A 20,224-nucleotide genomic window follows, 5' to 3' on the forward strand; every position below is an offset into this window, starting at 1 on the left:
GGCTCGGGGGACGCGCGGTCACGCGGGGGGACGCGGCGTCGTCCGGCGCCCGGAGCGGGCGGCCAGACCCGGTGATCACCCTCCATGTCACCTCCCTGCCGCTGTCCTATCACCCCGCGCGGCCCGCCACCGGAGATCTGTGATCGCTGGGGCTGGAGGGACGGAATGGGTCTCAGTCGCGCGTACGGACCGCCAGCAGGGTCGCCCCGAGCGCGATCACCGCCATCAGCGACGCGATCACCAGGAACCCGGTCGCGATCTGCCCCGGGCTGTGGCCGATCAGGTTGACCAGCGCGCCGCCGATGCCCACCGACAGCGCCGAGCCGAGCATGTCGGTCACCGAGAGCGCCGCGGAGTTGGCGCCCTGCTCGTTCAGCGGCGACTGGCGCAGCGCGGTCACGCTCACCGTGGTCATGCCGAGCCCCATGCCGAAGCCGGCCACGATCCAGGCGGGCACCGCCACCCAGCCGCTGACGCCGGGCAGCACGGCCGGCATCGAGATCAGGATGCCCGCCATCACGCACGCGGCGCCCGTCCTGAGCCTGCGGTGCGCCTCGACGGTGCGCCTGCTCTGCAGGTACGACCCGGCCGACCAGCCGAGCGCGCCGGTGGTCAGCGCCAGCCCTGCCGACTGGGCGTCGAACCCCTTGACCTCGACCAGGGCCAGCGGCACGAACGAGTTCACCCCGAAGAACGCCGCCGAGTACAGCCCGCGCAGCATCACGGTCGTGGGCAGCCCGCGGCCGAAGCGCAGCGCGCCCGGCGGCAGCAGCTTGGCCAGCCCCCAGACCAGGAGCGCCAGCCCGGCGAGCACGGCCACGGCGCTGAGCAGCGGGTTCTTGTGCAGGTTGTCGACGCCGTACAGGAGGATTCCCCCGCCGCCGGAGGTGGCGGTGGCGGCCAGGGTCATCGGCAGCGGACGTGAGCGCGGCCCGCTCGCCGGCTCCGGCTCGTCGGCCGAGGCGGGCTTGCGCAGCGCGGGGACGAGCATGATCAGGGCGGGCAGCACCAGCGGGATGATGCCGTAGAAGACGTAGCGCCAGTGCCAGGTCTGCGCCACGAACCCGGCCACCGCCGGGCCGGCCATCGACGGCAGCACCCAGGCCGCCGACAGCGCGGCGAACACCTTGGGCCGCACCGCGACCGGGTAGACCCGGGCGATCATCACGTACAGCGCCACGATGGACGCGCCCGCGCCCAGCCCCTGCACCGCCCGCGCCACCAGGAACAGCGTCTTGGTCTGCGCCGCGCCGGCCAGCCCCATGCCGATGACGAACAGCACCACGCCGACCAGGAACGGCAGCGCGTATCCGCGCCGGTCCGACCACAGCCCGGACACCACGTTGGCGAACAGGCTGGCGATGAGGAAGGCCGAGAAGCTGAGTCCGTACAGGTCGAGCGCGTCGAGGTCGGTGGAGACCAGCGGCATGACCGCGCCGACCGACATTCCCTCGAACGCGATCAGCGTCACCACCAGCAGGATGCCGATGGTCTCCGTCCGGTAGGCGGGGCCGAAGATGCGAGGGGGCTCGTACGGAGTGTCGAGCGCTTTCGGTGCTGTCACCCCGACATCTTAGTTGGGATGAAATTTCGGACTAAGCCTTAGGCAGGTGACGATACGCCGTCCACATCTCGCGCATCCGCCTCGCCTGGCCCCGGGTGAACTCCGACATGCAGCGGTCGTGGGCGTAGTCCATGAAGTTGCGCACCGGGTCTGTGCCCGGCTGCGTGGTGCAGGTGTCCTTGCTCTGCGGGCAGCCCTCGCTCGGCGCGGACTCCGCCGGGGTGTCGTCGATGCCGTCGCCCGGCGGGTTGCAGCCGTTCTCGAAGGTGTGGAACAGCCCGAGCCAGTGGCCGATCTCGTGCACGCCGGTGAAGCCCCGGTTGTAGTTGCTCATCGCGCCGCCGGGCAGGCTGCGCCAGTCGATCACCACGCCGTCGAGCCGCGGGCTGCCCGCGTACCAGTACGGGTAGCTGGCGAAACCCAGCATGAGCTCGCTGAGCTGGGCGATGTAGAGGTTCAGCGTCTCCGCGCCGCCCCGGTGGAGCGCGTCCTTCATCGGCTGCTCGTGGCCGACCGGGTCGGTGAACCAGGTGGCGTTGTGCTTGACCGCGATGCCGTCGAGCCGGAAGCGCACGCCGGTGTCGACCCCGCCGTGACGGCCGCCGTAGGCGGCGTTCAGCGTGTCGATCTGGGCGCGGATCGCCTGGTCGGAGACCCGCCTGGCGCCGTCGGTGATGACGTGCACGCGCGTGGGCACGGTGAACGACCTGGGCAGCGTGACGCCCTTGAGCCTGGTGCCCAGCTCGGCGAGCACCTTGCCCACGTCTTCAGGCCGGGGCGAGCGCGGCGTGCGGTCGGCCGGGACGAGCCGGGCGCAGCCGGCCGCCGGCGGGGCGGCATGGAGCTGGAGCGGCGGCGTGAGCCCGGCCGCGAGCAGGCATGCCAACGAGACGGCGGTCGCGCGCCGGGCCATGCAATCCCCCGATACGGTTTGAGCTGATCAGGCTACTGACCGTAACCGCAGCGCGGGGGATTACCGCTGAACAACACTCACTGCTTGTTGTCGTCGCCCTCGCCGCCACCGGGGGGCAGGCCCTCGTAGATCTCCTTGCACTCCGGGCAGACCGGATATTTCTTGGGATCGCGGCTGGGCACCCAGACCTTGCCACACAGGGCGCGGATCGGCGTGCCCGTCACCATGCTCTCGGTGATCTTGTGCTTGTCCGCGTAGTGGGCGAACCGCTCGTGGTCGCCGTCGCCGTGCGAGGTCCGCGGCGTGGTCTCCTGCTGAGGGAGGATCTTCGTGCTCACCCCATCGAGTTTATGCCCGCCGTGGACCGCTCCTGCGAGCGTCCCCGGCGTGTCAGCGCCCCCAGTGCGGGCAGCCAGCCCAGCGCGATCCCCCAGATCAGGCCGGTGACCAGCCCGCCGGCCAGGTAACCCGCGTACGCGCCGAGCATCGTGCCCGCGTCCTGGGCCAGGAAGACCGCGCGTACGACGTCCACCAGCACCGCGCCGGCCAGGAACGCGCCCCAGGTGCGCCAGAAGCCGCCGCGCGTGAGCGCCACCATCGCCACCAGCGCCAGCGCCAGGAGCGCGTCGGTGAGCGTGCCGAGCCACGAGGTCTCGCCGATCGGCGTCACCCGCAGCCCGGGCAGCCCGTACGGCAGCCCGACCGCCGACGGCACGGCCAGATATCCCACCCGGGTGAGCAGCGTGCCGCCGAACACCCCGAACGCGAGAACGATCAACAGCGTGACGATCGCCGGCAGGTTATTGCGAACAAGCCTCATGTTCGGCAGGCTAGCGGCGTCCACGATTCTCACGGAAGACCCGTTCTCGGAGATCGCATGAAGCGTGCCCGCCTGATCATGGCCATCGCGGCGCTGGCCGTCGTGGCCGGCGGCGGTGTGGCCTCCGCCACCAGGGACGTTCCCGACGCCAACCGTCGCTACGTCACCGACGACCTGGGCAGGGCGCTGTACCTGCACGGGTTCAACACCGCGAGCAGCGCCAAGGGCGCGCCCGACGCGTTGCCGAAGCTCACCGAGCCGGACATCGACCGCGAGTACCGCGACATGGGCACCAACTTCGTGCGCTTCCTGATCCAGTGGCGGGCCGTGGAGCCGTCCCCCGGCACCTATGACACGAAATATCTGGACAAGGTGGCTGAGCGGGTCCGCTGGTACGCCAAACGCGGCTACCACGTCATGCTCGACATGCACCAGGACCTGTGGGGCAACGGCATCACCCCGGCCGGCGTGGCCGGCAACGGCGCGCCCGGATGGGCCACCCACACCGACGGCCTGCCCGTCGCCACCGAGCATTTCACCTGGGAGATGTACTACCTGGAGCCCGGCGTGATCCGGGCCTTCGACCACTTCTGGAACACCACCGGCGAGCATCCCGAGCTGATGGACCGCTACGCCAAGGCGTGGAAGGCGGTCGCGCAGCGCTTCAAGGACGACCCGGCCGTGCTCGGCTACGACCTGATGAACGAGCCGTGGGGCGGCTCGGTGCAGGGAGCGACGTTCGAGACCGGGCCGCTGGCCACGCTCTACCGCAAGACGATCGCCGAGATCAGATCCGTGGACGAGGACAACTGGATCTTCCTCGAACCGCAGGCGGTCGGCGTCAACTGGGGCCTGCCCTCGGCGCTGCCGTACTTCGACGACCCGCGCGGCGGCCCGGACAAGATCGCGTTCGCCCCGCACGTCTACCCGCTCCCGCTCGACCTCGGCGACGACTACACCGACGGCTCCAAGGAGTGGACCGACCGCACGCTCGGCTGGTGGCGCGACAACACGCTGCGCACGGCCGAGCGGATGCGGGCGCCGATCCTGCTGGGCGAGTTCGGCCTGGACATGACCCGGCCGGGCGCCGCCGACCTGGTCGGGAAGCTGGTCGACCTGAGCGACCAGCTGGGGATGGGCCGGGCGTACTGGTCACGCGACGAGGGAAGCTGGGGCCCCTACGACGACAAGGGCGAGCCGACCGCGCTGGTGCCGGCGTACACGCGGGCCTACCCGCGGGCGGTCGGCGGGGTGCCGCAGGCGCTCAAGTACGGCGACAAGTCGCTGACGCTGACGTTCGACGCGAACGAGACCGGGCCCACCGAGTTCTACCTGCCCGCGCGTGACTTCCCCAACGGCGGCAAGGCCTCGACCGGCCAGGCCTCCTGGGATCCCGGCACCCGCGTCCTGACCGTCAAGACCAGGACGTACGGCAGGATCGACCTCACGATCACCCCCGCATAGACGGAAAACGGCCCCCCGCCACGAGAGCGGGAGGCCGTTTTCGATGAAGCACGTCAGCCCATGTGGACCGGCGCGCCCTCCGTCTTCCGCCCCGCCTTGACGAACAGGGTGAGTACGGCGGTCAGCACCGCAATGCCGGTGCTGACCAGGAAGGCCAGGTGCATGCCGTCCATGAACGAGTTGTGCACCGCGCCCGTCAGGGTCTGGATGACCTGGTCGGGCGTGCCCTTGGGGAGCATCTCGGGCGGGAAGCCGCCGAACGCCGCCGCCTTCTCCAGACCCTCCATCTGCTGGGCCGGGATGCCCTGGGCCATCGGGCCGAGGTAGCCGGGCAGCTTGCTGGAGATCTCGGCGGCCATCACCGCGCCCAGGATGGCGGTGCCGAGCGCGCCGCCGACCTGCATGGCCGACTGCTGCACGCCACCGGCCACACCGCTGAGCTCGACCGGCGCGTTACCCACGATGATCTCGGTGGCGCCCACGAAGACCGGCGAGAGACCGAAGGCCAGCAGCAGGAACGGGAGGCCGCTCTCGACGAACGAGGCGTCGATGCTGAGCTGCGACATGAGGAACATCGAGACGGCGGTGATCAGCAGACCGGCCGACATCGTGATCTTCGGGCCGAGCTTGCCGATCGCCAGGCCGGCCAGCGGCGAGGCGATGATCATGCCGGCGCTCATCGGCAGCATGCGCAGACCGGCCTCGAGCGGGCTCAGGCCGTGCACGCCCTGGAAGAAGAAGCCCAGGAAGAACATGGCGCCGAACATCGCGAACGCGACCATCATCATCAGCACGGTGCCGATCGAGATCGACATGTTCTTGAACAGCGAGAGCGGGACCAGCGGCTGCGCGGCCCTGCTCTGCCAGAAGATGAACGCGCCGATCAGCACCACGAACGCGCCGATGAAGGTCAGCGTCGTGCTGTCGCCCCAGCCCCACTCGGGGGCCTTGATGATCGTCCAGACCAGCGAGAACATCGCGCCCGACAGCAGCACCACGCCGAGCCAGTCGACGCGCGACAGCGTCTGCGCGCGGTTCTCCTTGATCAGGAAGAAGCCCATGACGAGGGCGATGACGCCCACCGGGGCGTTGATGAAGAAGACGGACTCCCAGTTCACCTTCTCCACCAGCAGACCGCCCACGATCGGGCCGGCCGCGCTGGACAGACCGATGATCGCACCCCAGGCCCCCATCGCCTGGTTCAGCTTCTCACCGGGGAAGGCGCTGCGCAGCAACGCCAGGGCGGCGGGCTGGAGCAGCGCGCCGAACAGACCCTGCAGCACGCGCAGCCCGATCAGGGCGCCGACCGGCGACAGGCCAGGAATGATGTCGGCGAGCTGCTGGCTGAGGCCGATGCCGACCGAGGAGACCGCGAAACCGGCCACACCGATCAGGAAGACGCGCTTGTGGCCGAACAGGTCACCCAGCTTGCCCGCGGTGATCAGGAAGACCGCCAGGGCCAGCAGGTAGCCGCTGGTCACCCACTGCAGGTCGGAAAGCGAAGCGCCAAGGTCGGTCTGGATCACCGGGTTGGCGATGCCGACCACGGTGCCGTCGAGCATCACCATGATGACGCCGAGGCTGACCGCCAGCAGGACCAACCACGGGTTGGTGCCCTTGCCCGTCTCCCCGGAGCCTGGCGAGGACGGTGCTTCGACCGTCTTCGCGTGCGCCATGAAAGTCCCCCTCGTACATACCGCCCCCACCGGGGCATAAGTCTCGTAAGCCTCAGGTAATCTATGTCAGTCGATGACAGATGACAAATGGGTTTTAATAGTCGCCGTATGACTTCTGGCACACTGTGACAAGAAGGTTTCGAGGGAGTGACGGCAGTGGGTCTGCGGGAACGCAAGAAGGAGAAGACGCGCCTGGCGATCCTGGACGCCGCGCTCGATTTGTTCCTCGAACAAGGATACGAGTCGACCACCGTCGAACAGATCGCGGGGGCCGTCGAAGTGTCGCCCCGCACCTTCTTCCGCTACTTCACCAGCAAGGACCACCTGGTTCTGCTGTTCCACGACCACGGTGAAGAGATCATGCTGGAGACCCTGGAGTCTCGCCCGGAGGACGAGCCGCCCTTCACCTCACTGATGCACGCGCTGCGCGCGGTGCTCAACGACATCGAGGGTGGAACGCCCGAGGACACCGCGAGATTCCTCAAACTCCGCAGAATCCTGGACCAGTATCCGCACCTCGTGGGCCTGTCGGTGGCCCGGGGCGCCGAGACGGAACGGCGGCTGACCGAGGTGATCGCCGCCCGCCGGGGCGTGGCCCCCGAGGCGGACAAGCTCTCCCATCTGATCGTGGCGTTCGGCATGTCCGCGATGCGCGTCGGCTTCGACTGCCCCATCCCCGATCGGGAGGAGACGACGCTGCGCGTGCTCACCAAGGGCATGGAGGAGACCATCAGGCTGGCCGAGCAGGCGCTCAAGCCCGGCTGGGACCGCTGAACGCTCAGTTCATCGTCGGGTCGTCCGGGCAGGTGGCGACGAAGGCCAGCTCGCCCGGCTGGCGGCGCAGCACGTGCCGCCAGAGCGAGCCCGGATCGGCGTGGAAGGTGTCGCCGGCCTCGGAGTCGACCACGTACCAGGCGCCCTCGGCGATCTCGCTCTCCAGCTGGCCCGAGGTCCACCCGGCGTAACCGGCGAAGATCCGCATCTGCGCGATCTCGCCCTGGAGGATCTCCGGCGGGGCGTCCAGGTCGACCGTACCGAGCCGCGAGACGGCCGGGGTGCCCGCGTGCAGCCGGCGCCAGCCCAGCGGCTCCTCCCCGCTCGGCACCGCGGCCAGCGCCAGCGCGCTGTCGGTCTGCACCGGCCCGCCTTCGAACAGCACCGGCGGCCCTGTGACCAGGGGATCCCACACCGGAAGCACCTGGGTGACGGCGATGTCGCTCGGCCGGTTCAGCACGACGCCGAGCGTGCCGCCGTCGAGGTCGTGTTCGAGTATCAGCACGACGCTACGCCGGAAGTTGGGGTCGTCGAGCAGCGGCGTGGCCACCAGCAGACCGCCGACGTAGATCGCTTCCGCCATACCTCCATCATGGCCGGTTCCCCGTCATCTCGCTCCCCCGGTATGTCGATGTTTACCGTCTGTAGCCGATTGGGCACCGATATGTAAGTAGACGTCACTTTTCTACGAGCTCGGGGGGAGCGCATGCGCACCTGGACACGTTTCCTGCTGACCGTCCTGCCCGTGGGCGCGGGCCTGCTGCTCCCGGCCACCGCGTGGGCCTGGCCGCGGCCCGATCCCGGCGACCCGTTCACCATGAGCACCGGCTCGGTGAGCTGCCGCACCGGCACCGTGGACGTGACGCTGCGCAACGAGACCCGCCAGCTGGCCCGCTACGACCTGCGCGCCGACGGCACCAGCGTGGCCACCGGCTCGATCCCGGCCCGCAAGAAGATCACCAAGCGGGTGCCGGTCGACCGGGGCAGCAGGGCCGAGATCGAGGCGTACTCGGTCAGCGACTCCGAGGCCGACACGCTGATCGACTCCACGGACGTCGAGAACGACTGCCCCTGGGGCCGCCGGCACGGCCACCTGCCCTACACCGGCCCCACGGAAGACCTGATGGGCAAGCTCGCCACGGCCGGCGGCATGGTGGTGATGGGCGGGATCATGTGGTGGTACAGCTCGATCTGGCCCCGTTCGCAGGACCCGTTCCGCTGACGGCCGTCACGGCACGACGAACGCGCCCGCCCGGGCGGCGGCGAGCGCGCGCAGCGCCGACTGCTCGGCGATCCGCTCGTCGACCGGCTCCCTGGTCACCACCAGGCGGTAGTAGATCGGCGCGGAGACGGCCCTGACCACCTCGGCCGCGTGCGTGCCCGCGGGCAGCTCGCCCCTGGCCACGGCCAGGTCCACGGCCTTGGCCCACTCCTCCAGCCGCCGCGCGTAGAAGGCGTTCAGCGCCTGGGCGGCCTGCTCGTCGCAGGTGGCCGCGGCGATGACGGCCTGCAGCGTCGGCCCGAGCCTGGCGTCGGTGACCGCCCGCAGCACGCTCAGCGCGTTGGCCCGCAGGTCGGACTCGACGTCTCCGGTGTCGGCGTGCGGCGCCGACTGGTCGGCCAGCTCGGTCATCAGGTCGGCGACCAGCCCCGCCGGGCCGGCCCAGCGCCGGTAGAGCGTGGTCTTGCCGACGCCGGCCCTGGCCGCCACCCGGTCCATGGCCAGGCCGTGGAAACCGTGCTCGACCAGCTCGTCCTGGGTGGCCTCCAGCACTGCAGCGCGGACTCTCGCGGTGCGTCCGCCGGGGCGGACCGTCCCCGCCAAACGGGACTCTTGTTCCATTAGCGCTTCCTTCTGTGTTACCGTCTCTCTCATCTTAACGGAACAAGTTTCCCATTAGAGGAGGACGTGTCGTGGTCACGATGGTGAATCAAGCGGTTCAGGAGAGGATGAGCGCGCGCCAGCGCATGGTGCTGGTGCTGCTGCTCGGCTCGCAGTTCATGCTGGCGGTGGACTTCTCGATCCTGAACGTGGCCCTGCCGGTGATCGGGGCGGGGCTCGGGTTCGGGCTGGCGGACCTGCAGTGGGTGGCGACCACGTTCGCGCTGGCGGCGGCCGGGTTCACGCTGCTGTTCGGCAGGATCGCCGACCTGTTCGGCCGCCGCCGGCTGTTCCTGGTCGGCATGGCGCTGCTCGGGATCTCCTCGCTGGCCGGCGGGCTGGCGAGCTCGCCGGGCGTGCTGCTGGCCGCGCGGGTGGCGCAGGGCCTGGCCACGGCGATCGTCACGCCGGCCGGGCTGTCGCTGCTGACCACCTCCTTCCGCGAGGGCCCGCTGCGGGCGCGGGCGCTCGGGCTGAACGGCGCGCTGATGTCGGCCGGGTTCACCTCGGGCGCGATTCTCGGCGGCCTGCTCACCGAGCTGCTGAGCTGGCGGTGGGCGTTCTTCGTGAACGTGCCCGTGGCGCTGGCCGTGCTGGTCGCGGCGCCCGCGCTGCTGGCGGAGAGCCGTCCGGAGCGGCGGCCCAGGATGGACGTGCCCGGCGCGGTGACCGTCACCGCGGGCCTGCTCGCGCTGGTGTTCGGCCTGACCAGGGCCGGTGAGCACGGCTTCGCCGACCCGGTCGGCGTGGGCGCGCTGGTCGCGGGCGCGGCGCTGCTGGTGGTGTTCTGGTTCGTCGAGCGCCGGGCCGCCTCGCCCCTGGTGCCCGTGTCGATCATGGCGCGGCCGAACGTGAAGTGGGGCAACCTGGCCGGGCTGATCGCGTTCGCGACCGAGACCTCGCTGGTCTTCCTCATGACGCTCTACCTGCAGAAGGTGCTCGGCTACACGGCGCTGGCCACCGGGCTCGCGTTCGGCGTGCTCGGGCTCGGCACCGTGCTGGGCGGCGTGGTCGCACCCCGGGTGCTCGGCCGGTTCGGCGGCGGGAAGGCGCTGGCCGCCGGGTTCGCCGTGCAGGCGGTGGCCACGGCCGCGCTGGCGCTGCTCGGGGCCGAGCAGGGATGGATCTGGCTGCTGCTGGCCGCCACCTTCGTCGGCGGGGTGGGCAACATGGTGGCGATCGTCGCGTTCATGGTGACGGCCACGTCCGGGCTGCCCGACTCCGAGCAGGGGCTGGCCACCGGGCTGGCCACGATGACGCAGCAGGTCGGCATCACGATGGGCATCCCGGTGATGAGCGCGGTGGCGACGGCCGCGATGGGCACCGTGCTGCAGGGGGTGATCGTGGCGGTGCTGGTGAACGCCGCGCTGACGCTGGCCGCCGCCTTCATCAGGCCCCGCCAGGACAACGCCGCCTGAGGTGTTCGGCAATATCGAACGCGACTGCGCTAAGGTGACCCGCGTGGGAGACACCATTCAATCGGTCGAGCGGGCGGCCGCGATCCTGCGGCTGCTCGCCTCCGGCCCACGCCAGCTCGGGGTGGCCGAGCTGGCCAGGGCGCTCGGCCTGCCCAAGGGCACCCTGCACGGCATCCTGCGCACGCTGGTCCACGTCGGCTTCGTCGAGCAGGACGACGGCACCGGCAAGTACCGGCTCGGCGCCACGCTGCTCCACCTCGGCAGCAGCTACCTCGACGTCAACGAGCTGCGCACCCGCTCGCTCAACTGGGCCGACGCGCTGGCCGGCCGCAGCAGGGAGAGCGCCTGGATCGGCACCCCGCACCAGGGCCAGGTGCTGGTGATCCATCACGTGTTCAGGCCGGACGACAGCATGCAGACCCTCCAGGTGGGCACGTACCTGCCGCTGCACGCCAGCGCGCTGGGCAAGGTGCTGCTCGCCTACGACCCGTACGGCGAGAGCCTCGACTCCCCGCTCCAGGCGTACACCCCCAAGACCCTCACCACGCACGTCGACCTGGAGGCCGAGCTCGACCTGGTCAGGGCGCAGGGCTGGGCGGGCGAGATGGAGGAGCTGGTCGAGGGCGAGGTGGCCATCGCCGCCCCGATCAAGGACCCGCGCGGCCTGGTCGTCGGCTCGATCGGGGTGCGCGGCGCGGTCGAGCGCCTGGCCGGTGACGGCGGCCTGCACATGCAGTTCGTCTCGTACGTGCGCGACGCGGCCCGCGCCATCACCCGTGACCTGGCCCGCTGACCACCGGCCCCGGCCCGCGGAACTCCGCGAACGTCACACGCAACACAGTTGACACTCCCGGCCAACCGAATAGCATTCCTACCATCGTTCGGCATTGTCGAACCCGAGCCTTAGCGAGGAACCCCAGTGCCTCGACCGCACTACGTCGCAGCCATTGACCAGGGCACCACGTCCAGCCGGTGCATCGTGTTCGACCAGGCCGGCAACATCGTCTCCGTCGCCCAGCGCGAGCACCGGCAGATCTTCCCCAAGCCGGGCTGGGTCGAGCACGACGCCGACGAGATCTGGGAGTGCGTGCAGGCCGTGCTGGCCGACGCCGTCGGCGACCTCGACGTCGCCGCGCTGGGCATCACCAACCAGCGCGAGACCACCGTGCTGTGGGACCGGCAGACCGGACGTCCGGTCTGCCCGGCGATCGTCTGGCAGGACACCCGCACCGACGCGCTCACCAAGGCGCTGGCCGAGCACGCGGACCTGTTCAGGGACAAGGCCGGGCTGCCGCTGACCACGTACTTCTCCGGCCCCAAGATCCGCTGGCTGCTCGACGCGTACGGGCTGCGCGAGCGGGCCGAGCGCGGCGAGGTGCTGTTCGGCACCATGGACAGCTGGCTGATCTGGAACCTCACCGGCCGCCACGTCACCGACGTGACCAACGCCAGCCGCACCATGCTCATGAACATCCACACGCTGAGCTGGGACGACGAACTGCTCGACGCGCTCGGCGTGCCGCGCGCGATGCTGCCGGAGATCCGCTCGTCGGCCGAGGTGTACGGCACCACCGCCGCCGGCATCCCGGTCGCCGCCGCGCTCGGCGACCAGCAGGCGGCGCTGTTCGGCCAGACCTGCTTCTCCCCCGGCGAGGCCAAGAGCACCTACGGCTCGGGCAGCTTCCTGCTGATGAACACCGGCACCGAGCCGGTCGTCTCCAGGCACGGCCTGCTCACCACGGTCGGCTACCAGATCGGTGCGGGTCCGGCCACGTACGCGCTGGAAGGCGCGATCGCCGTCACCGGCTCCCTCGTGCAGTGGCTGCGCGACAACCTGGGCCTGATCTCCAGCGCCGCCGAGATCGAGACGCTGGCACGCACCGTGGACGACAACGGCGGCTGCTACTTCGTCCCCGCCTTCTCCGGCCTGTTCGCGCCGCGCTGGCGCTCCGACGCGCGCGGCGTGATCGCCGGGCTGACCGGCTTCGTCACCAAGGGGCACATCGCCCGCGCGGTGCTGGAGGCCACCGCCTGGCAGACGCGCGAGGTCGTCGACGCCATGAACGCCGACTCCGGCCTCGACCTGACCACGCTGCGCGCCGACGGCGGCATGACGGCCAACAACCTGCTCATGCAGACGCTGGCCGACGTGCTCGCGGTGCCGGTGATCCGCCCGATGGTGGCCGAGACCACCGCGCTGGGCGCCGCCTACGCGGCCGGCCTGGCCACCGGCTACTGGCCGGACATGGACAGCCTGCGCGCCAACTGGCACAAGGCCGCCGAATGGCGTCCGGCGATCGAGGAGCCGGTGCGCGAGCGCGAGTACCGCAACTGGAAGAAGGCCGTCGCCCGCACCCTCGACTGGGTCGAAAAGTAAACACGTGAGGAAGGCATCCAGATGACCATCGCCATCGGCAGCAACCGGGCGGAGATCCGGCAGGAACTCTCCCGTGCCACCTATGACCTCCTCGTGATCGGCGGCGGCATCCTCGGCACCTCGGTGACCTGGATGGCCGCCCAGGCGGGGCTGAAGGTGGCGATGGTCGACGCGGGCGACTTCGCGGGCGCGACCTCCAGCGCCTCGTCCAAGCTGGTGCACGGCGGGCTGCGCTACCTGCAGACGGGCAACGTCAAGCTGGTGGCGGAGAACCACCGCGAGCGCCGCGCGCTGGCCGCCGACATCGCGCCGCACCTGGTCAAGCCGCTGACGTTCCTGGTGCCTGTCTACAAGGGCGGCCCGCACGGCGCGGCCAAGCTGGGCGCGGGCGTTTTCCTGTACTCGGCGCTGTCGGTGTTCGGCGACGGCATGGGCAAGGTGATCACTCCGCACCAGGCGCTGGCCAGGGTGCCCGCGCTGCGTACCGAGGGGCTGCGGGCCGCCGCCGTCTACGGCGACCACCAGATGAACGACAGCCGCGTCGCGGTGATGACGGTCAGGGCCGCGGTCGACGCCGGCGCGACCGTGCTCAACCACGCCGAGGTGATCGGCCTGCGCAAGACCGGCGGCACGGTGACCGGCGCCGACCTGCGCGACTGGCTCGACGGCAGCGAGTTCGGCGTCAACGCCCGCCTGGTGCTGAACGCCACCGGCCCCTGGGTCGACCACCTGCGCCGGATGGAGGACCCGGACGCCGCGCCGAGCATCCGCCTGTCCAAGGGCGCCCACCTGGTCATGCGCCGCCAGCAGCCGTGGAAGGCCGCGCTCACCACGCCGATCGACAAGTACCGCGTGTCCTTCGCCATCCCGTGGGAGGACCACCTGCTGCTCGGCACCACCGACGAGGCGTACGAGGGCGACCCGGCCGAGGTCAAGGCGACCGAGGCGGACATCACCCAGATCCTGGACGAGGCCGGCCACTCGGTGCAGGACTCCCAGCTGCGCCGCGAGGACATCACCTACGCCTTCGCCGGCCTGCGCGTGCTGCCCGGCGGCCCCGGCGGGGTGGCCTCGGCCAAGCGGGAGACGCTGCTGAGCCGGGGCAAGAGCGGCATGCTCTCGGTGGCCGGCGGCAAGTGGACCACCTACCGGCACATCGGCAAGCTCGTCCTCGACACGCTGGCCCACCTGCCGGGACGTCCGCTGGGCGACGATCTGGCCGCGATCCTGCCCGCGGTGCCGCTGCCCGGCCTGGCCAGCCCCGAGGCGGTCGCGCTGCGCCTGTGGACGGACCGCGAGCCCGGCATGCGCATGGACCCGCTGATCGCCCGCCACCTGGCCACGCACTACGGCTCGATCGCCTTCGACCTGGCCAGGCTGATCAGGGAGGACCCGGCGCTGGGCGAGCGCATCCACCCGGACGGGCCCGACATCTGGGCCCAGGCCGTCTACGCCCGCGACCTGGAATGGGCCGCGACCGTGGACGACGTCGTACGCCGCCGCACCACGCTCACCGTACGCGGGCTGGACACCCCGGACATCCGCGCCAGGATCGCCGAACTGCTCGCCGGATAACCGGACAGGGGGTGCGGCGTGCCTGCGGCGTCCGTCGGGGAAGGGGGTAGGCATGCCGACTGCACTGAACGAAGCCCTGCTCAGACACTTCACCGACCTGCGCGACGGACGCCACGGCGAGGCCACCACCCGCGAGGACAAGGAACGGCTCTTCGCCCGGGCGGTCGACCTGCTCGACCCGGTGGCCAGGGCCGTGCTCGACGAGGTCAACGCCGACCTGCTGCTCGGCTCCGGCGAGGTGGTGGCCAGCGGCCCGACCCGCTCCCAGGAGGGCGGGATCAACGCCATGTGGTCGCTGACCTGGCAGGAGCAGCGTGACGAAGGCGTGCTGCCGATCGCCGTCGTGGCGCACTACGGCACCGACTTCCACCACCCGCACCTGCGCGGCAACACGGTGGGCGACTGGCCGCTGAACGTCTTCGACGCCGCCGACGCCGAGGCCCTGCTGCCCACGCTGCGGGCCATCGCCGGCGGCGACGCCCACAACCTGGTCTTCCAGGCGAACTACCGGCTGATCCCGGCGGTCGTCGTGACCCAGGACATCAGGGCGGGCACCCCGGTGGACGAGACCCCGCCCTGACCCCGCCCTGACCTCGCCCTGGCTCTTTAGGCCTCGGTGAAGCCGCGGGCGCGGCCGCCGGCCGACTCGCGGACCGCGGCGGCCACGGCGGTGGCCACGTCCGGGTGGAACACGCTCGGGATGATGTAGTTGGGGCCCAGCTCCTCCGGCGTCACCACCGCGGCCAGCGCGCCCGCGGCGGCCAGCAGCATCTCCTGCGTCACGCCATCGGCCTGGGCGTCGAGCAGCCCGCGGAACACGCCGGGGAAGGCCAGCACGTTGTTGATCTGGTTGGGGTAGTCGGAGCGGCCGGTGGCCACCACGGCGGCGTGCTCGCGCGCGTCGTCGGGCGAGACCTCGGGCTCGGGGTTGGCCAGCGCGAACACCACCGCGTCCGAGGCCATGGTGGCGATGTCGTCGCCGGTCAGGATGCCCGGGGCGGAGACGCCGACGAACACGTCGGCGCCCTTGACCGCGCCGCGCAGGTCACCGGCGTAACCCTCGGCGTTGGTGTGGTCGGCGATCCAGCGCAGCGACTCGTCGAGGTCGTCGCGGCCCTTGTGGACGGCGCCCAGGTAGTCGCAGACGATCACGTTGCGCGCGCCGGCGGCCAGCAGCAGCCGCAGTACGGCGTTGCCCGCCGCGCCCGCGCCGGCCATCGTGATCTTGACGTTCTCGATCGGCTTGTCCACCACGCGCAGCGCGTTGGTGAGCGCGGCGAGCACGCAGATCGCGGTGCCGTGCTGGTCGTCGTGGAAGACCGGGATGTCGAGCAGTTCGCGCAGCCGCCGCTCCACCTCGAAGCAGCGCGGCGCGCCGATGTCCTCCAGGTTGATGCCGCCGAACCCGGGGGCGATCACCTGCACGGTGCGGACGATCTCGTCGACGTCTTGGGTGTCGAGGCAGATCGGCCAGGCGTCGATGCCGGCGAAGCGCTTGAACAGCGCCGCCTTGCCCTCCATGACCGGCAGCGCCGCCTCGGGGCCGATGTTGCCCAGGCCCAGCACGGCCGAGCCGTCGGTGACCACGGCCACGCTGTTGCGCTTGATCGTCAGGCGGCGGGCGTCTTCCTTGTTGCGCGCGATCGCCATCGACACGCGCGCCACGCCCGGGGTGTAGGCCATCGACAGTTCGTCGCGGTTGCGCAGCGGCACCTTCGACTTCATCTCGATCTTGCCGCCGAGGTGCATGAGGAACGTGCGGTCGGAGACCTTGTGGATCACCACGCCCTCGACGGCTTCAAGCTGGTCGACGATCTGCTGCGCGTGATCGGTGTCTCTGGCCGCGCAGGTCACGTCGATGCGAAGCTTCTCGTGGCCGGCGTTGGTCACGTCGAGGGCGGTCACCACGCCCCCGGCCGACTCTACGGCGTGAGTCAGCTGACTCACGGCCTTACCGCCTGCAGGCACTTCGAGCCGCACGGTGATGGAGTACGACACACTCGGGACGGTCGCCACGTCAATCGCTCCTTCGGGACTGACCAAGAAGTCCTCCCATGGTAGGGGGCTTACGGTCAGTCCAGTGCCTCAGCGGCGGCGACGATCAGCTCCACACAGGTTTGAACCGGGATGCTCGTGCTGTCGATGACCAGGTGGTACAGACATGGATCAGCCGGGTCGACCCGGTAGAAGTGCCGCACATAGGCCGTTCTGGCCCGGTCGTTGTCCTCGATGACCCGGCGCGCCTCGCGCTCGCTCAGCTCGCCCAGCGTCGCCGTCTGCCTGATCCGGCGCTTGACGGGCGCGTCGAGCCGCACGTGCAGGGCGCCTGGATGCTCGGCGAGCACCACCGCCCCGGCCCGGCCGAGAAAGACGCCGCCCTGGCCGCGGGCGGTGTCGCGCAGCATCCGCTCGGTACGGCGGACGAACTCCTCCGGCGCCAGCGGCATCGCCCCCGGCACGTACATGTCGACGCCGCCGAAGGTGACGGTCGGCAGGCGCATGGCCCCGGACAGCAGCCTGCCGAGGCCGTGCTCGGCGCGGTCGTCGTGGGCCAGCGCCTCCTCCAGCGAGCACCCCAGCTCGTGGGAGACCGCGCTGGGGATGGCGCGGTCGACGAACGGCACGCCGAGCCGCTCGGCCACGGCCGGGCCGATGTGACCGCCGGCCGTGCCGTATGTCGCCGAGATCGTGACGACCCGCATGCCCCCAGGTTAGAACAGCGCGCTGGACAAAGCTCTACGTGCTTTCGCCAAAGATGGGTCGTCGCCCGGCAAAGCGTCGAAAAGCCCCAGCAGGTGCCGGCGCGCCTTGTCGCGATCGTCGCCCGAGGTGCGCTTGACCACCGCGATGATGCGGCTGAACGCCTCGTCGTAGGAGCCCGAGGCCATCTCCAGGTCGGCCGCGAGCAACTGGGCGTCGATGTCGGCCGGGTCTTCCAGCCGGCGCTGCACGTCGGCCGGGTCGGCCGTCATGGTGCGCCGGATGAGGTTGACCCCGGCCAGGCCCATCTTGGCCTCCTCGTCGCCCGGCAAGCGGGCCAGCAGCCGCTGGTAGGCCTCGGCCGCCGCGTCGAGGTCGCCCTCGTCGATGGCGGCCACCGCGGCCGCCAGGTCGGGGTCGGCGGGCGGACCGGCCGGGACCTCGCCCTGCTCCTCACCGGCCGCCGGCGGCCTGGCGTCGGGGTTGGCCTGGTAGAACTGCTCGACCGCGGCCAGCAGCTCGTCGAGCCAGCGGCGCAGCTCCTGCTCGGGAACCACCTGCTGGAAGCCGGCCATGACCTGGCCCTGGAAGATCGCCAGCACGGTGGGCACCGCCTGCACCCGCAGCGCCTGCGCGATCTGCGGGCTCACGTCGACGTTGACCTTGGCCAGCACCACCCGGCCGCCCAGGTCGCCCACCACCTTCTCCAGCACCGGGCTGAGCTGGGCGCTGCCCGGCGCGCGTGGCGACCAGAAGTCGATGATGACCGGCGTGGTCATCGAACGGTCGACGACGTCGGACGTGAACGTCTCCTCGGTCACGTCGACGACGGACGAGGCCACCTCAGGACCCGCGGCCTCCCGCCGGGCCTGCGCCTCCAGTGCCTGCTTGCGCGCGCCCAGATCGACCGCTCCGTAGAGCGACCCGGGCCTAGAGAAGTCCGCCATGCTCTTCATCTTGCCGCATGGACGGGCCCGCGAAGTCACCCGCCGCCACCCGTAGCGTGCGCAACTGGTCGAACATCTGCCGGAGTTCGTCCTCGGCGTACATGGTGAGGCCGAAATCGGCGGCCATGAGGTCGTCGGTGGCCCGGCGCACCACGTCGCGGCCCGCCTCGGTGATCTCGGCGAGCACGCCGCGGCCGTCGCGCGGGTTGGGCAGCCGCACCACGAGCCCGGACTTCTCCAGCCGGTCGACGGTGTTTGTGACGCTGGTGGGATGCACCATGAGCCGTTCACCGATCTTCCACAGCGGCAGCGCCCCGCTCTTGCTGAACGTCAACAACACCAATGCCTCGTATCTGGCGAAGGTCAAGTCGTATGGCTTCAGGAGCGAGTCAAGTTGCGACAGCAGGATCTGATGCGCTCTCATGATCGAGGTCACGGCGGCCATGGCGGAAGAGGGCCCGAAGTGAGCACGCCAGGATTCCGCGGCGCGGTCGATCGGATCGAACGGCAGGTTGAGCGGCTTCGGCTGCGACACAGCGCTACGGTAGCGCGCCGCTCGTCCCTATTCGTCTGCTTACCGAGAGCGACCAACTTCGCTGCTTGACCAAGAATGCGGACGTCAATCATCACGCTCAGTTATGGTTCTCGTACGAATGGTGACGCGGAAGCCAAGTCCGAACGCCGTGGGGACCGGCGCGGACCGACCGTCTTCCGCCTTGCCGAGGGGCACGGGGGGTGCTTGATGAGTTTCATCAACGGGAAAAAGGGTGCGTGAGCACGCGGGCGTTTCACGCGAGGAGCTGAAGCAGAGCGCGGCGGTCACTGTCGCCGTGCTGCTGGCACTCGGCCTGGTCGCGGCGTGGAGCGTCCTGATACCCGGCGTCGACGCGTGGGAGAACATCGTGGCCGCGGTCATCGGCTCGCTGCGGATGACCGGGCCGGTCGCCGCCGCGTTCGCGGCCTGGGTGGCCCTGCGCAAGCGCCGGGCGTTGCGCGGCCGTTCGCTGACCACGTGGCGGGCGCTCAAGGCGCCGCTGGCCATCGTGGTGGTGGTGCTGGGCTCGTTCGGCGCGACGGTGCTGGTGCTGGCCGTCAAGACGGTGCTCACCGAGCAGTCCGGACGGCTCAGCCTGTCCGGCCTCGGCATGGGCATGGCCGGGCTGGCGCTGTACTCGGTGATCGGGTGGGTGGCCGGGTGGGTCCTCCCCAGGCCGTTCACGCCGCCGCTGGCCGGGCTGGCCTGCTACGGGGTGTTCTCCTGGCTGGCCGACGACCGGGGATGGGCCGACAAGCTGGCTCCGGGCACGGGTGAGCCGTACGACCTGTTCCAGGGGCTGAGCGGCGCGGCGTTCTTCGACCAGACGATCTGGCTGCTGGGCATCACCGGGGCGCTGCTGCTCGGCTGGGCGGCGCTGGTGACCAGGCAGGCCCTGGTGCTGGCGTGCGCGCTGCTGGCCGTGCTGGCCGCGGGCATGGGCGTGTCGCGGGTGCTCGCGCAGCCCAAGCCGGCCGCCGCTCAGGAGATCGCCTACAGCTGCCAGGACTGGCCGATCACGGTGTGCGTGCACCCCGGCATGCGGGCCGGGCTGACCGAGCTGGGCGCGGCGTTCACGCAGATCGCCTCGCGTCTGGCGGGCACGCCGGCCGCGTTCACCCGGGTGGAGCAGCGGCCGCTTGAGGACCCGCTGCAGCCGTCCAACGGGCTCGCGCCGATCCACGTGCCCGACCTGTCGGCCGGGTTCGCCGAGGAGGCGGCGCACGAGTACATCGAGTCGCTGGCCGCCCGCTGCCCGGGCACGCCCGCCGACGGCTACCGGGAGATCGTGATGGCCTGGCTGCGCGGCGAGCCGCTGCCCGGCGGGCCGATGCCCGAGCACCAGTACGCGGCCTCGTGGTTCGCCGGGGTGAGCGAGCACCAGCGCAGGGAGTGGCTGCGGATGTTCTTCAGCGACTTCCAGTCGTGCAAGCTGGCCGGCACGCACTTCGGCGGCGGCCCCGCCGTCACGCAGGCGCCAGCGCACCCGGTGCCGGCGACGAGCCACGTCTACCCGGTCTATCCCGACCAGAGCGACGATCCAACGCCAATGTCACCAAACAGCTGGCAATGATGATCG

At 70.7% G+C, this 20,224-nt stretch carries 20 protein-coding genes; 9 read left to right on the forward strand and 11 right to left on the reverse strand.

Annotation, left to right across the window (positions count from 1 at the left end; genetic code table 11):
- Positions 1-172: 172 nt before the first annotated feature.
- From HII36_RS13670 to HII36_RS13685, 4 genes are all read right to left on the reverse strand, one after another.
- A complete protein-coding gene (locus HII36_RS13670; protein WP_173523523.1) occupies positions 173-1,564 on the reverse strand; it encodes an MFS transporter in 1,392 nt (463 codons plus the stop codon).
- A 31-nt stretch (positions 1,565-1,595) separates the two neighbouring features.
- A complete protein-coding gene (locus HII36_RS13675; RefSeq protein WP_173523524.1) occupies positions 1,596-2,477 on the reverse strand; it encodes a zinc metalloprotease in 882 nt (293 codons plus the stop codon).
- A 77-nt stretch (positions 2,478-2,554) separates the two neighbouring features.
- Positions 2,555-2,815 (reverse strand): DUF3039 domain-containing protein, encoded by a 261-nt coding sequence (locus HII36_RS57850; protein WP_173523525.1) that lies wholly within the window; start codon positions 2,813-2,815, stop codon positions 2,555-2,557.
- Positions 2,812-3,297: a hypothetical protein gene (locus HII36_RS13685; protein ID WP_173523526.1), complete on the reverse strand. Its 486-nt coding sequence runs from the start codon at positions 3,295-3,297 to the stop codon at positions 2,812-2,814. The genes HII36_RS57850 and HII36_RS13685 overlap by 4 nt, the downstream gene beginning before the upstream one ends.
- A 57-nt stretch (positions 3,298-3,354) precedes the next feature.
- On the opposite strand from HII36_RS13685, the gene HII36_RS13690 reads away from it, so the two are divergent.
- Positions 3,355-4,761, forward strand: coding sequence for a cellulase family glycosylhydrolase (locus tag HII36_RS13690; protein ID WP_173523527.1), 1,407 nt, complete (start codon positions 3,355-3,357; stop codon positions 4,759-4,761).
- A gap of 53 nt (positions 4,762-4,814) precedes the next feature.
- Here HII36_RS13690 and HII36_RS13695 read toward each other — a convergent pair whose 3' ends face one another.
- Positions 4,815-6,437: a DHA2 family efflux MFS transporter permease subunit gene (locus HII36_RS13695; RefSeq protein WP_173523528.1), complete on the reverse strand. Its 1,623-nt coding sequence runs from the start codon at positions 6,435-6,437 to the stop codon at positions 4,815-4,817.
- A gap of 147 nt (positions 6,438-6,584) precedes the next feature.
- Here HII36_RS13695 and HII36_RS13700 point away from each other — a divergent pair, with 147 nt between their 5' ends.
- Positions 6,585-7,211 carry a TetR/AcrR family transcriptional regulator gene (locus HII36_RS13700; RefSeq protein WP_173523529.1) on the forward strand — a complete coding sequence of 209 codons (627 nt, stop codon included), beginning with the start codon at positions 6,585-6,587 and terminating at the stop codon, positions 7,209-7,211.
- A gap of 4 nt (positions 7,212-7,215) precedes the next feature.
- Here HII36_RS13700 and HII36_RS13705 read toward each other — a convergent pair whose 3' ends face one another.
- Positions 7,216-7,794, reverse strand: coding sequence for a YqgE/AlgH family protein (locus HII36_RS13705; RefSeq protein WP_173523530.1), 579 nt, complete (start codon positions 7,792-7,794; stop codon positions 7,216-7,218).
- Between the two features lie 123 nt (positions 7,795-7,917).
- Between HII36_RS13705 and HII36_RS13710 the strand changes: the two genes are divergently transcribed.
- Positions 7,918-8,433 carry a hypothetical protein gene (locus tag HII36_RS13710; protein ID WP_173523531.1) on the forward strand — a complete coding sequence of 172 codons (516 nt, stop codon included), beginning with the start codon at positions 7,918-7,920 and terminating at the stop codon, positions 8,431-8,433.
- 6 nt (positions 8,434-8,439) lie between these two features.
- Here the strand turns inward: HII36_RS13710 and HII36_RS13715 are convergent, their stop codons facing one another.
- Complete coding sequence (locus HII36_RS13715) at positions 8,440-9,054, reverse strand: TetR/AcrR family transcriptional regulator (protein WP_173523532.1); 615 nt, start codon at positions 9,052-9,054, stop codon at positions 8,440-8,442.
- Between the two features lie 107 nt (positions 9,055-9,161).
- Between HII36_RS13715 and HII36_RS13720 the strand changes: the two genes are divergently transcribed.
- From HII36_RS13720 to HII36_RS13740, 5 genes are all read left to right on the forward strand, one after another.
- Positions 9,162-10,511 (forward strand): MFS transporter, encoded by a 1,350-nt coding sequence (locus tag HII36_RS13720; RefSeq protein WP_173523533.1) that lies wholly within the window; start codon positions 9,162-9,164, stop codon positions 10,509-10,511.
- Between the two features lie 43 nt (positions 10,512-10,554).
- Positions 10,555-11,304: an IclR family transcriptional regulator gene (locus tag HII36_RS13725; protein ID WP_173523534.1), complete on the forward strand. Its 750-nt coding sequence runs from the start codon at positions 10,555-10,557 to the stop codon at positions 11,302-11,304.
- A 126-nt stretch (positions 11,305-11,430) separates the two neighbouring features.
- Positions 11,431-12,888, forward strand: a complete 1,458-nt coding sequence (glpK, locus tag HII36_RS13730; RefSeq protein ID WP_173523535.1) for a glycerol kinase GlpK — start codon at positions 11,431-11,433, stop codon at positions 12,886-12,888.
- Between the two features lie 21 nt (positions 12,889-12,909).
- A complete protein-coding gene (locus HII36_RS13735) occupies positions 12,910-14,463 on the forward strand; it encodes a glycerol-3-phosphate dehydrogenase/oxidase (protein WP_173523536.1) in 1,554 nt (517 codons plus the stop codon).
- Between the two features lie 52 nt (positions 14,464-14,515).
- Complete coding sequence (locus tag HII36_RS13740) at positions 14,516-15,043, forward strand: hypothetical protein (RefSeq protein WP_173523537.1); 528 nt, start codon at positions 14,516-14,518, stop codon at positions 15,041-15,043.
- A 26-nt stretch (positions 15,044-15,069) separates the two neighbouring features.
- On the opposite strand, the gene HII36_RS13745 is transcribed toward HII36_RS13740, so the two are convergent.
- Genes HII36_RS13745 through HII36_RS13760 form a run of 4 tightly spaced genes read right to left on the reverse strand, consistent with a single transcriptional unit; the run spans position 15,070 to position 18,645 of the window.
- The gene (locus HII36_RS13745) at positions 15,070-16,479 is read right to left on the reverse strand and encodes an NAD-dependent malic enzyme (protein ID WP_173523538.1); all 1,410 of its coding nucleotides are present in this window, start codon (positions 16,477-16,479) and stop codon (positions 15,070-15,072) included.
- Between the two features lie 56 nt (positions 16,480-16,535).
- Positions 16,536-17,165 carry a cytidylate kinase-like family protein gene (locus tag HII36_RS13750; protein ID WP_173523539.1) on the reverse strand — a complete coding sequence of 210 codons (630 nt, stop codon included), beginning with the start codon at positions 17,163-17,165 and terminating at the stop codon, positions 16,536-16,538.
- Between the two features lie 9 nt (positions 17,166-17,174).
- Positions 17,175-18,110, reverse strand: coding sequence for a tetratricopeptide repeat protein (locus HII36_RS13755; RefSeq protein WP_173523540.1), 936 nt, complete (start codon positions 18,108-18,110; stop codon positions 17,175-17,177).
- Entirely contained in the window at positions 18,094-18,645 is a 552-nt protein-coding gene (locus tag HII36_RS13760) for a MarR family winged helix-turn-helix transcriptional regulator (RefSeq protein WP_173523541.1), read from the reverse strand. Before HII36_RS13760 ends, HII36_RS13755 begins: the two co-directional genes overlap by 17 nt.
- Before the next feature lie 232 nt (positions 18,646-18,877).
- On the opposite strand from HII36_RS13760, the gene HII36_RS13765 reads away from it, so the two are divergent.
- Positions 18,878-20,218, forward strand: coding sequence for a hypothetical protein (locus HII36_RS13765; RefSeq protein WP_173523542.1), 1,341 nt, complete (start codon positions 18,878-18,880; stop codon positions 20,216-20,218).
- Positions 20,219-20,224: the final 6 nt, after the last annotated feature.

The sequence above is a fragment of the Nonomuraea antri genome, assembly GCF_013283785.1.
GTDB classification, from domain to species: Bacteria; Actinomycetota; Actinomycetes; order Streptosporangiales; family Streptosporangiaceae; genus Nonomuraea; species Nonomuraea antri.